We start from the raw sequence: 14,605 nt of genomic DNA on the forward strand, positions 1-14,605 counted from the left end.
TTATAATAAATTTTAGGAGGGATATTATGATTGACAAGAATAGTCCTATCCCTGTGTATTATCAGCTTAAAGAAGATGTGAAAAGTAAAATATCTCAAGGTGTTTGGGCTGTAGGACAGTGTATTGACAGTGAGAGAGAATTAGTAGAAACCTATGGAGTTAGCAGAATGACCATAAGGCAAGCCTTGGGAGAGTTAGTTCAAGAAGGGCTGCTTGTAAGAGAAAAGGGAAAAGGAACTTTTGTATGCGAACCTAAGGTAAAGCAAAAGAATATGATGAGTTTTTCAGAAATAATAGCAAGGTCAGGTATGAAGCTGAAGACTAAGGTGCTTGAATTTGAAATTATGGAAGATATAGAAGAATTAAAGGATGTATTTAATTCTGAAAAAATATACAGAATAAATCGTATGAGAGTTGTAAATGGAGAAAATATAGCTAATGAGGTAGTATACATACCATGTGAGTATTTAGAGGTAAAGGATAAAAGTGTTCTAGAAGGTTCTCTTTATAAAATACTAGAAGGTAAAGGATATACTATAGTAAATTCTGAGACTTCAATACAATCAGTTATAATGAATGAGGAATATAGTAAATTGTTTGAAGTTGAAAAATCAGTGCCACTTCTTAAAACTTATAGTAAAAATATGACTGAGCAAGATAAGGTTATATTTATTGAAGAGGCTGTTTATAGATCGGATAAATATGTATTAGAAGTTAACATATCATCAAGAGGAGAGGGGAAATTAAAATGAGATTAATAATTGAAAAGGATTATGATGGAATAAGTAAAAGAGCTGCAGAGGAAATTAAAGACTTAATTAATAGTAAACCAGATTGTATATTAGGTCTAGCTACAGGAAGTTCTCCAATAGGCCTATATAAAGAACTAATAGAACTAAATAAAGAAGGAAAAGTAGATTTTTCTAAGGTTACTAGTATTAATCTAGATGAGTATATAGGGCTTTCAGGAGACCATCCACAAAGTTATAGATATTTTATGAATGATACCTTATTTAATCATATAAACATAGATAAAAATAAAACCTATGTACCTAATGGAAAAGCAGAAAATATGGAAGAAGAATGTAAAAATTATGATGAAAGAATTATAGAATTAGGGGGCATAGATCTTCAACTATTAGGAATAGGTAATAACGGACATATAGCCTTTAATGAGCCAAGTGAAGAATTAAGTGTAGGTACACATGTTACTGGATTAACTGAAAGTACTATTGAGGCAAATTCAAGGTTCTTTGATAGTATAGATGAGGTTCCAAAGACAGCTGTAACTATGGGACTTGGTGGAATAATGAAGGCTAAAAAAATACTTTTAGTTGCTAGTGGAAAAAGTAAGGCTGAAGTTATTGCAAAACTTGTAGAGGGAAAAATAACAACACAAGTTCCAGCCACTCTTCTTTTAGTTCATAGAGATGTTACTATAATTGTAGATGAGGATGCAGCGTCGCTATTACCTAAAAATAAATAGTATTAAAAGTTAAACTAGGGGAATTTTAATCTTAAAGATAGAGGTTTCCCTGGTTTTATTTTTTATCCTAGGGATGCCATTGATAACATCACTATGGAACTTTATGCAAGATAATATGAGTAAATATTTGACTTAAGGTATCTGTTAGTAGGTTATAAACACTGCTACGAGATCAAAAAAAATTCTTATAAGATTCATAGGGAGAGTATTTTTCTTAGGTAATCTTCATAGTAATATAAGAAAAACTTGATAATAAAGAATATTATTTAACAAAACACCTTGAAATTAATGTATAATTATATTCTGATATATAAAATTGGAGTTGATAAAAGTTGGCAAAGATTAAAACAAACTATGTGTGTCAACAATGTGGATATGAGACATTAAAGTGGTTAGGTAAATGCCCTTCTTGCAATGCATGGGGAAGTTTTGTAGAGGAGCAAAAGGTGGCTCCAACAACTACTCATGAAAGGCACAAGTTGCCGTTTAGCAAGGAGAGTCTACCGAAAAATATAAATAGTATAAAGTCTGGAGAACAGGAAAGATATAATACTGGCATTGTAGAACTTAATAGGGTTCTTGGAGGAGGATTGGTGAAGGGATCATTAACACTTATCTCGGGAGATCCTGGTATAGGTAAATCTACTCTCCTTCTTCAAACAGCTAACAATATAGCAGAAAGCTATGGAAAGGTATTATATGTATCAGGAGAAGAATCAGAAGAGCAGATAAAAATAAGAGGAGATAGGCTAGGACTTTCATCTAAAAACCTCTATATATTAGCAGAAACAAATTTAACTACCATTGAAGCTCATTTAGATGAGCTGGAACCATCTTTTGTAATAATAGATTCAATTCAAACTGTATTTAAAGATTCATTGTCTTCAGCACCTGGAAGTGTTTCACAAGTTAGGGAGTGCTCTAATGAGCTTATGCGTATAGGAAAGATAAAAAATATCCCTTTCTTTATAGTGGCTCATGTAACAAAGCAAGGAGAACTAGCAGGACCCAGGGTTTTAGAACATATGGTAGATACTGTTTTGTCTTTTGAAGGAGAAAGAACAGAAGAATTTAGGATATTAAGAACAATGAAAAATAGATTTGGAACTACTAGTGAAATTGGAGTTTTCGAGATGAAGCAAGAAGGGCTCATAGAGATATATGATCCATCTAAGATATTTTTGCAGGATACCTCATTTAATCAAGAAGGATCAATAGTTGTGGGGACCATGGAGGGAAGTAGGCCTATATTAGTAGAAGTTCAGGCTTTAGTGAGTGAAACTAATGCTAATTTTCCAAGAAGAACTTCTGTAGGATTAGATACTTCAAGATTAAATCTTATTTTAGCAGTACTAGAAAAGAAGTTTAAAATACCCTTTTACAAATGTGATGTTTATGTTAATGTAGTAGGTGGACTAAGTTTAGAAGGAACCTTTGCAGACTTAGGTATAGCTTTAGCACTGATTTCTAGTGCTAAAGGAAAGAGTCTAAATATAGAAAAAGCTTTATGTATTGGTGAATTAGGGCTTACAGGTGAGATAAGACCTGTTATGACCTGTGAAAGAATAATAAATGAAGCCTATAAAATGGGATTTAAAAATGTAGTAGCGCCTTCAAGAAATACAGAAAACTTAAAGGGTAAGGACGTAAATATTATAGGTGTAAATAATTTAAAAGAAGTTATAGGCAAGGTTTTTTAATTAAAACTATGTCGCTTAAAAAGTAAGTTTAAATTTATGCAATAGTATTAAGGTGGTTTTATATGAGAATAGAAAGGGATAAAGAATTAAAAAACATACTAAAGATAATGGGACCTGGAACTTTATTAAGAGAAGGAATGGAAAATATTTTAAGAGCAAAAACTGGAGGATTACTAGTATTAGGTGATAGTGAAGAGATCTTAAAAATAGTAGATGGAGGTTTTGCAATTAACTCCGAATATACCCCTTCTTATGTATATGAGTTAGCAAAAATGGATGGAGCTATTGTAATAAGTTCTGATATAAAAAAAATACTCTATGCCAATGCACAACTTATACCAGACCATTTAATAGCTACTTATGAAACGGGTACAAGACATAGGACTGCTAATAGAGTAGCTAAACAAACAGGATATATAGTTATAGCTATATCTCAAAGAAGAAACATAATAACAGTATATAAAGGCGATATTAAATATGTACTAAGAGATAGTAGCATAATACTAGGAAAAGCTAATCAAGCCATACAAACTTTAGAAAAGTATGTAGCTGTTTTAAATAGAGTGATAAGCAATCTAAATTTATTAGAGTTCCAAGACTTAGCAACCTTATTTGATGTGGTGACAGCTATTCAAAGAACAGAGATGGTAATGAGAATAGTGTCAGAAATTGAAAGGTACATATGTGAGCTAGGTAATGAGGGAAGACTTATATCTATGCAGCTAAATGAACTTATTAAATCTGTTGAAGAAGATGGAATATTGCTAATAAGAGACTACTGCAAAACTGGATTAGATGAGAATGACATATATAAATCTATACAACTCTTAAGCTCTGAAGAACTTTTGGATTTAGATTTGATTTCGAAAGTTTTAGGTTATGTTGCAGTTCCTTTAGTAGATACACTGATATCACCTAGAGGATACAGAATATTAAATAAAATACCTAGAATACCTTCTAGTGTTATAGAAAACCTTGTAAAGAACTTTAAAGAATTAAAGGCTGTAATTGAAGCTTCTTATGAACAATTAGATAAAGTTGAAGGAATAGGAGAAGCAAGAGCAAGGGCTATAAAAAATGGGTTAAGAAGAATAAAAGAACAAGTGGCTCTAGATAAACAGCTTTAGACTATGTTTCATAAACAATGTACCCCGTCCTACAAATGACGGGGTAATTAAAAATTATCTAAGATCATACTTTCCAAGGGTCTGCATTCTGTCATATTCTTTTAAAAATATATCATATAGATTTAAATCTAATAGATTACATAGAGAGCTAAGATAAAATATATTATTGCCTAATTCTCTTTCTATTACTTCTCTACAATTTTCGCAAAGTTTCCCATTCAAGTGATTTTTAAGGCAGTTATTTAAATCACTTATTGAGTCTTCATCGCAAGGCATACACTGTTTTTCAGCATTTACCTTTATACAGCCGCAGTTTGTTACTGACTTGGCTACAGCTCTATTAACCCTAGCTTCTGATTCTTGAAGTTTAGTAAGTATATCTAAAACGCTTTTATGCCTTATAAGATATTCATTGACGCAGTTTTGAAAATCATCAAAAATTATATCTTTCATATAAGTCTCAACTCCTTATTTTATTAGCTAGCTACTAAATTATATCTTTGATTTAATTATAGATTTTTTCAGACAATTTTGTCAATAAAGCTATGAACTGTATAAAGTATTAAATTTGTCTATGCGTATATATTAACTTATATACTAACTTTTTCATAGGGGGACATAAGTATTAAAAAATAGATTTGTTTACATAAAAAGGTATATGAAGTAAAATGTAAACAGTAGTGAATATTTTATTAAATAAACAAGGTGCTATTGCAATAGAAAATTTATTCATATATATTAAATATTAAGGATTTAAAATGCGATTTTTTGGCAACAATTAAAAAGGGAGGTGAGTGTCTTGTTAAAAAAGGTTTTAAGATCACTTTTTACCGTAATTGGTTTAGTGGTTGGATATTTTATTGGTGTTTTATTACTTAAAACCGAATATTTGCAGAAGACAGGATATTTCAATACAATTAATTTTAAAACAATTTTATTTTTGATTTTTACCACTTTATTATTTGGACTTATACTATTTTTAATTTCTCCTTGGATTAATAAGTTAGTTACTAAGGTTGTAGACTATATAGAAAAAAGTATGCAAAAGCTAACGGCCATTGAGATTTTATTTGGAGCTATGGGAGCTATAATTGCACTTATAATTTCATCACTTTTAGCAAGTGTTTTAAACACAAGCTTAATTGGTAAAATAATTTATGCAGCAATAAACATAGTTGCAGCAGTAATTGGAGCAGATATAGCTATTAAAAGAAGAGAAGATATGATGTCCTTTATAGGTAGTATCAAAAAAGTAGGGTCTTCAAAAGATAAGAAATCTAAATCTAGCAGTAGAGCTACTCCTAAGGTTTTAGACACTTCTGTAATAATAGATGGAAGAATATTTGATATTTGTCAAACTGGATTTATAGAGGGCGTTTTAATAATTCCTAATTTTGTTTTAGCAGAGCTACGCCATATTGCTGACTCTTCAGATAGTTTAAAGAGAACTCGAGGAAGAAGAGGTTTAGATATATTAAATAAAATTCAAAAAGAACTTAGTATTGAAGTACAGATATCAGAAAAAGATTTTCCGGATATAGCTGAAGTTGATAATAAATTATTAAAGCTTGCCCAAGTTTTAGATGGCAAAGTTATAACAAATGATTACAATTTAAATAAGGTTGCTGAATTTCAAGGAGTACCTGTATTAAATATTAACGAATTAGCCAATGCTATAAAACCAGTAGTTTTACCAGGGGAAGAAATGACTATACAAGTTATAAAGGATGGTAAAGAATCAGGACAGGGGGTAGCATACCTAGATGATGGCACTATGATAGTTGTAGAGGGTGGAAGAAAATATATAGGTGAAATTATAGATGTAATTGTTACGTCAGTACTTCAAACTGCTGCAGGAAGGATGATTTTTGCAAAGCAAAAGGACGCTTTTGAAAGGTAAAGTTGGTATATAACTTTATCAGAAGGAGGACGGATATGGGAAAGGTAAATGCGCTTATATTGGCAGGTGGAAAAGGCAAAAGGATGAATAAGAGCATCAGTAAACAGTTCTTAACCATTCAAGAAAAACCTGTGCTTTATTATACTTTAGATAAATTTGATAGTTGTTCTAGGGTAGATGAGATATATCTAGTATTACCTGAAGATGAGATTGAATATTTTAAAGAATATATTTTAGGAAAGTATAGATTTAATAAACCTATTCATATAGTTAAAGGCGGAAAAGAGAGACAACACTCAGTTTACAATGGATTAATTGCTATGGATAACTGTGATGTAGTACTTATTCATGATGGAGCAAGACCCTTCATTAATGAAGAGCTTATAAATGAAGGTATAGAAAGTACATTTTTATATGGGGCAGCAGCTCCAGGGGTTAAACTTAAAGATACTATAAAAATTGTAGATAATAATGGTTTCTCAAAGACCACTCTAAATAGAGATGAATTGGTAGCTATTCAGACTCCACAGTGTTTTAAGTATTCTATTATATTAGAAGGTCATAATTATATAAGGGAAAACAAAATAACAGTGACTGATGACACTATGGTAGTAGAATTGTTAGATTATAATGTTTATATATATGATGGAAGTTATAATAACATAAAAATTACTACTCCAGAGGATTTAAAAATAGCAGAAACTATAATATAACTTTCAAGTTTAGTTGTAAATAAAATTAAAAAAGAAAAAATTAAAGGTAACTTTTATATTGTATATATTAAAGTTACCTTTTTAACTATAAATAAGCAATAATAAAGGGGAGGTGGAAACTTGACTTCTTAAAGTCGAGTTTAGAGTTATGAAAACTACTATCATGCCAGTATTTACGCTAAGAGATTTATCAGCAGATGTTGAATCAATTAGTAATCAACTTATGACTAAATCAGGGATTATAAGGAAGTTTGCTCCGGGAGTACATAATCTATTACCCTTAGGAGTAAGGGTGTTAAGAAATATAGAGAACATAATAAGGGAAGAAATAGAAGATGTAGGAGTTCAAGAAGTATTGATGGCATCTTTATCTCCAGTGGATTTTCTAGAGACTTTCGGGTTTTTAAATAATGAAGAAAATTTTCAAATTAAAGATAAAAATAACAAGAATTTAGCTTTATTAAATTCCAATGAAGAACTCTATGCTTTCACAACATTCCATGAAATAAAATCGTATAAGCAATTACCTATGGGGTTATACCAATTTCAAAAGAAGTTTGTAAACTATCAAAAACCTAAAAATGGATTAATAAAAAGTAGAGAAATTTACAGCCATGATCTTTGTTACATGTATAAAGATAAAGCTGAAATGGAAAAAGGTTTTGATACTATGATACAAGTTTATGAAAAAATACTAGAGAGGATGAACTTAAGGTATCATAAGATAGAAAAATTATCACCTATGTCAGAAGATTTTATATCTATAAACTTTATATTAGAAAATGAATTTGGTACAGAAGAAATAGTAAGGTGCCATAAATGTGGATATATAGCTTCTAAAGATAGAGTTGAAATAAAGTTATTAGAAAATGAAAGTGTAGAGGAAAGGGCAAAAGAAAAGATTATAACACCAGATATCAAAACTATAGAGCAGCTAGCAAGTTTTTTAAATTGTGAACCCAGAAGGATAGTAAAAACTATAATATATCATATAGAAGATAAAAATCTTGCAGTCCTTGTAAGAGGAGACAGGGATGTGGATGAGAATAAGATTATAAAAACTATTGGTATAAAGGACAAGTTGGAACTAGCAGAAGAGCATAGGGTATTTAAGGTTACTAAAGCTGCTACAGGATTTGCAGGTCCTATAGGAATAGATGTGGATTCCTTGTATGTAGATGAAGAAATTACCCATATGAAAAATTTTGTAGTGGGAGCAAATGAAACGGATTATCATTATATAAACGTAAATTATGGTAGAGATTTTGAAGGGATTATTGGGGATTTTAAAACTCCTAAAGAAGGAGATCTTTGCAATTGTTGCGGAGATAAGTTAAGTTTTCAAAATACTATAAACTTAGGTTATGCAAATAAGCTAGGTACTTACTATTCAGATAAAATTAAAGCTACATTCAAAGGAGAAGATGGAAAGGGTCATGCTATAAACATGAGTTACTTTAACTTAAACTTAGAAAGGATTATGGCGGCCATGGTTGAAGAAAATAATGACGATAATGGCATTATATGGCCAGTAGATGTAGCACCCTTTAAAGTTGCAATACTACCTGTTTTTGTGAATAATGAAGATATAATGGAAGTAGCTAATAAGATTTATAAGGATTTAAAAAATATGAAAATAGATGTGTTACTAGATGATAGAGATGAAAGAGTGGGTGTAAAATTTAAGGATTCTGACCTTATGGGGATACCCTTAAGAGTAACTATAGGTAAAAGGATTCAAGAAGGAAATGTGGAGTTTAAAGTACGAAATGAAGAGGATATTAAAATTATACCTATAGAAAAAGTTTTGGAGAAAATTAAAACTTATATATAGTTTTTAATCATAGTATAATTATTTATGATATAATTTATTGTATCTTAAATAAAAAGGACTATATATGTTTATTAAGGCTTGAATGGAGGGAAATTATGAAATTATATAATACACTTAGTAGAAAAAGAGAAGAGTTCATCCCTTTGAAAGAGGGAGAGGTGAAGATGTATGTTTGTGGTCCTACAGTATATAATTTTTTTCATATAGGCAATGCAAGAACTTTTATTGTCTTTGATACAATAAGAAGATATTTTGAGTATAGAGGATATAAGGTTAAATATGTTCAAAATTTTACAGATATAGATGATAAGATGATAAAAAAAGCAAATGAAGAAGAAACTACAGTAAAGAATTTAGGGGATAAATATATAAATGAATACTTTAAAGATGCAGATGCTTTAAATATACAAAGGGCTACAGTGAATCCTAGGGCTACTGAGTACATTGGGCAGATAGTAGATTTTGTAGAGGCTCTTGTAGAAAAAGGATATGCTTATGCCGTAGATGGAGATGTTTATTTTAGCACAAAAAAATTCAATGAATATGGTAAGCTTTCAGGACAGAATATAGAGGACTTACAAGCGGGCGCTAGAATAGATGTAGATGATAAGAAAAAAGATCCTATGGATTTCGCTTTATGGAAAAATCAAAAGCCAGGAGAGCCAGCTTGGGAAAGTCCATGGGGAATGGGAAGGCCAGGATGGCATATTGAGTGCTCTTGCATGGCGTATAATATACTAGGTGAGACTATTGATATTCATGCGGGAGGGTCAGATCTTGTATTCCCTCATCATGAAAATGAAATAGCTCAAAGTGAAACGAAAAATGGAAAGCCTTTTGCAAATTACTGGATACATTCAGCTTTTGTAAATGTAGATAATCAAAAGATGTCAAAGTCTTTAAATAACTTTTTTACTACTAGAGAGATATTAGAAAATTATTCTTCTGATGTGGTAAGGTTTTTTATGTTATCGGGGCACTATAGAACACAATTAAACTTTAGCATAGAGGTTTTAGATGCTGCTAAGGCTTCTGTAGAGAGGTTATATAATGCAATAGCTAATCTTGAGAGTCTTTCACAGGAAGTAAAAGAAGAGACTATTAAAGAAGAAGAAAAGTCATATAAAGAACATATTGAAAGTTATAGAGAGAAGTACATTGATAAGATGGATGACGATTTTAATACAGCAGATGCTATATCTGTTATATTTGATTTAGTTAGAGATTTAAACACTAACTTAAATGTTAATTCATCTAAAGAAATAGTAAATTATGCATTAGAGTTTATAAGGGAACTTGGAAGTCCTCTAGGTATTCTTCAAAAATCTACCAAGGGAAATTTAGAAGAAGAAATTGAAGTGTTAATTGAAGAAAGACAAAAGGCAAGGAAAGAAAAAAATTGGGCTTTATCTGATAAAATAAGAGACGAACTTAAAGAAAGAGGAATAATACTTGAGGATACTCCACAGGGAGTAAGATGGAAGAAAATATAGTTAACATATATTACCTATATATTTAAGGCTTTCAAGCTTTGGCTTTGAAAGCCTTAAATATAATATAGTATCTATACAGAAGTTTTCCAAGGACTTCATAGGAGGAAAGGATTAATGAAAAGAAAAGAAAAAAAGAATAATACTAATCCTACAAGGATAAAAGCCACACTTATTATATTTTTACTAGTATTTTTTCTTCTTGGTGTACAACTTTTTAGAAGGATGGTAGTCCAAAGTGATTTTTTAAAGGTTAGGGCAGAAAGTCAATCTTTAAATCAAGTAAAAATAACTCCTAAACGAGGGAGTATACTAGATAGGAATGGGAGAGAACTTGCAGTAAGTGCCGATGTTTACAAAGTTAGCTTGGATTTAGTGGCTATGGAAGAATATTGCACACGATATAAAAAAACTAAGGAAGATATATCTAACAAGATTTCTGAATCATTGGGATTAGAAAATGATAAGGTCTTTGCTATGTTTGATAAAAGAGATGGTAATGGAAGACTTTTAAGAGGTATGCCTTTAGTTGGAAAAGTAGAAAAAAACAAGATAGACAAGCTTAAGGATATTAGAAAAAAAGAAAAATATAACTTTGTAATAATAGAGAACGATTCTTTAAGGGTTTATCCCAATAATAACTTTTTAGCTCATGCTTTAGGAATAGTGAACTTAGAAGATGAAGGGGTTTTTGGTTTAGAAAAATATTATGATAAAGAACTTACAGGTGTACCAGGAATAAGAATATCTGAAATGGATAAGAATTCTTATGAATTACCTTATGAGGATGCGATTTACACAGAACCTATAAATGGAAAAGACTTAGCTTTAACCGTAGATGAAAATATACAGTACGCCGCAGAAGCTATTGCTGATAAAGCTATGAAGGATAATAAGGCTAAAGGAGTGACTATTATTGTAAGTAACCCTAAAAATGGTGAAATATTAGCTATGGTTAACAAACCAGACTTTAATCCAAACGATCCAAGAAAGGGTATAACAAATAATGATGAACTTCAACATCTTTGGAGAAACAAGGCTGTTAATGATGTTTTTGAACCTGGATCAACTTTTAAAATAGTAACAACTTCCGCTGCCTTAGAGGAAAAGTTAACTTTTGTTGATGATAGTTTTTATTGTAAGGGGTTTAGTATAATTAATGGAGTTAGGCTAAATTGTTGGAAACCAGAAGGTCATGGAGCACAAAAATTAATAGATATCTTAGAAAATTCCTGTAATCCAGGTTTTGTTGAGTTAGGTAAAAGGTTAGGCCAAGAAAAACTGAATAAATACATATATGATTTTGGGTTTGGAAAGCCTTTAGGAATAGATTTAACAGGAGAGGCCGCTGGAATAATTAAACCAGCAGATAAAATGACAGATTTGGATCTTGCAACTATAGCCTTTGGTCAAACTGATGCAGTTTCAGCTATACAAGTACTTGCAGCACTGAATACCATAATGAATGATGGAATATATACTACTCCGCATTTTATGAAAGAAGTTTTTAGTGTGGATAAGCATGGTGAAAAAACAAAGGTGGGCGAATATGAAGAGAAAAATCAAAGGCAGGTAATAAGTAAATCTACAGCAAATGAAGTAGCACGAATGTTAGAAGAAACTGTATCTAAGGGATCAGGAAAACAAGCTTATATAGAAGGTTACGGTATAGCAGGAAAGACAGGAACAGCAGAAAAAGCTAATATAGGTGGAAAAGGTTATTCAGAAAAAAAATATGCTTCCTTTGTAGGGGCAGCTCCGTATAATGATCCTAAGGTGAGTGTGTTTATAGGAATTGATGAGCCTGAGAAAGAATATTTTGGAGGTATAATAGCTTCGCCTGTAGCTAAAGAATTATTTGAAGAGATATTTAACCAATTAGCTATAAAACCTGAGCAGTAATGTAATTGTATAGTTGATTTTAAAAGAGGAATTGTAATTAAACCAATTTAATAAGTATCTTTTAGTCTTTCATAAAGCTGAGAATACAATTAGATTCTCAGCTTGAAAATTATTTAAAGTAAAATAAGAAATAAGAGGATAAAGCAAGTACAGAGAGAATTATAAGATTAATTTAATATAACAAGGAAATAGAAGAAATGATAATCATTTTCAATTTATCATGGATATGATATATTATTTTAAGGCAATAATTTACCGCGGCAATTCATTTATATGGAGGTATATTATGGCGAAAATGATGGGACCACGTTTTAAACAATGCAGAAGGTTGGGTTTAAATGTAAGTGGGCATCCAAAGGCAATGAAAAGATCTGCAAAAGGAACTAGCAGAGCGGATAAAAAACTATCTGATTATGGAGTACAACTTTTAGAAAAACAAAGGCTAAGAGCTTATTACGGAGTTTTGGAGAAACAGTTTAAAAGATATGTAGATAAGGCGTTGAAAAGCAAAGAAATGCCTGGTGAAGTGTTACTTAGAAATTTAGAATGTAGATTAGATAACATGATATACAGAATGGGATTCGCTTCATCTATTAGACAAGCAAGACAAATGGTAAGTCACGGACATATAAGAGTTAATGGGAATAAGGTAGACATACCTTCTTATGAAGTTAAGGTAGGAGATAAAATAGCACTTAGGGAATCTTCTAGAAATGTGGACTTATTCAAGGATAATTTTCAAAACACATATGTACTCAGCTTGCCTTATATAGATAGAGATGAGGAAAACTTTGAGGGAACTCTCAAAAGATTACCTGAAAGAAATGAGTTGCCAATAGAGATTAATGAACAATTAATAGTTGAATATTATTCTAAATAAAGATTAAAAAGGTGACTTTAGGTACAATATTATATATGTAAATAAACTTACATATATATAGTTAAAAAGAATTATAAAGAACTCTAAATTTATTTATGTATAATCATAATGAATTTAGAGTTTTATTTTTATAGTGTGATTTTGCTATTTTAAGTTGTATAATATATTTCTATATAAAATATCTTTCTGTTATTTATATTAAGATAGCATATTTTATATAGGAATATTTATATTTTGGTTGAGATTATTTTAAATATGAGTAATAATTAATCTATACTAAAATAGTGTCAAGGAGAATTAAGATGGATTATTTAAAAAGCAGAAAATATGATATACAAGAGGCAAAGACACTAAACCCATTAACATTGGCTCTAATTGGTGATGCTGTATTTGAGCTATTTATAAGAAATTATATTTTAGATCAGAATGGAGAGCTTTCAGCTCATAAAATACATATTAGAGCTATAGCTTATGTTAAAGCTTCTGCTCAAAGTAAAATAGTGAATGCACTTAAGGAAGAGCTTAATGAAGAGGAAATTTATATATATAAAAGAGGGAGAAATACGAAGTCTCATACAGTACCTAAAAATGCTGATGTTAAGGATTATAGAAATGCTAGTGGATTTGAAGCACTTTTAGGATATCTGTACCTAACAGGTCAAGAAGACAGGTTGAAATTTATTCTTGAAGAAACCATAAAATTGGATTTGAAATCATTAAATAGTTAAGGAGAATAATATTATGAAAGAAAAAAAATCATATATAAAAGAAAAGAAAGCTCCAAGAAAAGAAAGTAAAGTATATTCAGATAATAAAAATAAAGATTCCAAAGAAAGAGAAGACTTAATCGAAGGAAGAAATGCTGTTATAGAGGTTTTGAAATCTGAAAGAACCATTGAGCAATTATGGGTTGCAAAAGGAGAAAGAGAAGGATCTATAAATTCTATACTATCATTAGCCAAAGAAAAGTCTATAGTAATTAAAGAGGTAGATAGACAAAAGCTAAATTCCATTTCTCAAACGGGAAATCATCAAGGTGTTATAGCTCTTATAACTCCATATAATTATTATAGTGTAGAAGATATATTGAAAAATGCAGAGGAAAAGGGTGAGGATCCATTTATAGTTATATTAGATGAAATTGAAGATCCGCATAATTTAGGATCTATAATAAGAACTGCAGAATTATGTGGTGCACACGGTATAATAATACCAAAAAGAAGAAACGTAGGGGTTACTGCTACTGTATATAAAACTTCTGCTGGTGCTGCAGAACATATGAAAGTGGCTAAGGTTACTAATATTAATTCCACCATACAGAAATTAAAAGAAAAAGGAATATGGATATATGGAGCTGATATGGAAGGAGACCAATATAGTCATAATGTGGATTTTAAGGGTGCTGTAGCATTAGTTATAGGTAGCGAAGGGAAAGGTATTTCTAAATTAACCAGAGAAAAATGTGATGTAATTGTAAGTATACCTATGGCTGGAAAGTTAAATTCTCTTAATGCCTCAGTAGCGGCTGGAATATTAATGTATGAAGTTCTAAAGAGTAGATTTGAGGAATAAT

General features: G+C 30.6%; 13 protein-coding genes. 12 read left to right on the forward strand and 1 reads right to left on the reverse strand.

The window, feature by feature from the left end:
- Positions 1 to 26 precede the first annotated feature (26 nt).
- The 4 genes from KQI89_RS08010 to disA all read left to right on the forward strand — a co-directional run bounded on the left by KQI89_RS08010 (position 27) and on the right by disA (position 4,313).
- Positions 27 to 752, forward strand: a complete 726-nt coding sequence (locus KQI89_RS08010; protein WP_216456707.1) for a GntR family transcriptional regulator — start codon at positions 27 to 29, stop codon at positions 750 to 752.
- Positions 749 to 1,486 (forward strand): glucosamine-6-phosphate deaminase, encoded by a 738-nt coding sequence (gene nagB / locus KQI89_RS08015; protein ID WP_216456708.1) that lies wholly within the window; start codon positions 749 to 751, stop codon positions 1,484 to 1,486. The genes KQI89_RS08010 and nagB overlap by 4 nt, the downstream gene beginning before the upstream one ends.
- Positions 1,487 to 1,818: 332 nt before the next feature.
- Positions 1,819 to 3,186, forward strand: coding sequence for a DNA repair protein RadA (gene radA / locus KQI89_RS08020; RefSeq protein WP_216456709.1), 1,368 nt, complete (start codon positions 1,819 to 1,821; stop codon positions 3,184 to 3,186).
- Between the two features lie 62 nt (positions 3,187 to 3,248).
- The gene (gene disA, locus KQI89_RS08025) at positions 3,249 to 4,313 is read left to right on the forward strand and encodes a DNA integrity scanning diadenylate cyclase DisA (protein ID WP_032123642.1); all 1,065 of its coding nucleotides are present in this window, start codon (positions 3,249 to 3,251) and stop codon (positions 4,311 to 4,313) included.
- Positions 4,314 to 4,367: 54 nt separating this feature from the next.
- Here the strand turns inward: disA and KQI89_RS08030 are convergent, their stop codons facing one another.
- Positions 4,368 to 4,766, reverse strand: coding sequence for a nucleoside triphosphate pyrophosphohydrolase family protein (locus tag KQI89_RS08030; protein WP_032123643.1), 399 nt, complete (start codon positions 4,764 to 4,766; stop codon positions 4,368 to 4,370).
- 346 nt (positions 4,767 to 5,112) lie between these two features.
- On the opposite strand from KQI89_RS08030, the gene KQI89_RS08035 reads away from it, so the two are divergent.
- From KQI89_RS08035 to rlmB, 8 genes are all read left to right on the forward strand, one after another.
- On the forward strand, positions 5,113 to 6,213 hold the full coding sequence (locus tag KQI89_RS08035) for a PIN/TRAM domain-containing protein (protein ID WP_032123644.1): 1,101 nt from the start codon (positions 5,113 to 5,115) through the stop codon (positions 6,211 to 6,213).
- Between the two features lie 35 nt (positions 6,214 to 6,248).
- Positions 6,249 to 6,926: a 2-C-methyl-D-erythritol 4-phosphate cytidylyltransferase gene (gene ispD, locus KQI89_RS08040; RefSeq protein ID WP_032123645.1), complete on the forward strand. Its 678-nt coding sequence runs from the start codon at positions 6,249 to 6,251 to the stop codon at positions 6,924 to 6,926.
- Positions 6,927 to 7,074: 148 nt separating this feature from the next.
- Positions 7,075 to 8,760 (forward strand): proline--tRNA ligase, encoded by a 1,686-nt coding sequence (gene proS, locus KQI89_RS08045; RefSeq protein ID WP_216456710.1) that lies wholly within the window; start codon positions 7,075 to 7,077, stop codon positions 8,758 to 8,760.
- A gap of 95 nt (positions 8,761 to 8,855) precedes the next feature.
- Positions 8,856 to 10,253: a cysteine--tRNA ligase gene (gene cysS, locus KQI89_RS08050; protein WP_216456711.1), complete on the forward strand. Its 1,398-nt coding sequence runs from the start codon at positions 8,856 to 8,858 to the stop codon at positions 10,251 to 10,253.
- A 114-nt stretch (positions 10,254 to 10,367) separates the two neighbouring features.
- Entirely contained in the window at positions 10,368 to 12,152 is a 1,785-nt protein-coding gene (locus KQI89_RS08055) for a penicillin-binding transpeptidase domain-containing protein (protein ID WP_216456712.1), read from the forward strand.
- A gap of 286 nt (positions 12,153 to 12,438) precedes the next feature.
- Positions 12,439 to 13,032: a 30S ribosomal protein S4 gene (gene rpsD / locus KQI89_RS08060; protein WP_216456713.1), complete on the forward strand. Its 594-nt coding sequence runs from the start codon at positions 12,439 to 12,441 to the stop codon at positions 13,030 to 13,032.
- A 302-nt stretch (positions 13,033 to 13,334) separates the two neighbouring features.
- The gene (locus tag KQI89_RS08065; RefSeq protein WP_216456714.1) at positions 13,335 to 13,760 is read left to right on the forward strand and encodes a Mini-ribonuclease 3; all 426 of its coding nucleotides are present in this window, start codon (positions 13,335 to 13,337) and stop codon (positions 13,758 to 13,760) included.
- Positions 13,761 to 13,773: 13 nt separating this feature from the next.
- Positions 13,774 to 14,604, forward strand: coding sequence for a 23S rRNA (guanosine(2251)-2'-O)-methyltransferase RlmB (gene rlmB, locus KQI89_RS08070; RefSeq protein WP_216456715.1), 831 nt, complete (start codon positions 13,774 to 13,776; stop codon positions 14,602 to 14,604).
- Position 14,605 lies beyond the last annotated feature (1 nt).

The sequence above is a fragment of the Clostridium simiarum genome (assembly GCF_018919175.1).
GTDB classification, from domain to species: Bacteria; Bacillota; Clostridia; order Clostridiales; family Clostridiaceae; genus Clostridium_L; species Clostridium_L simiarum.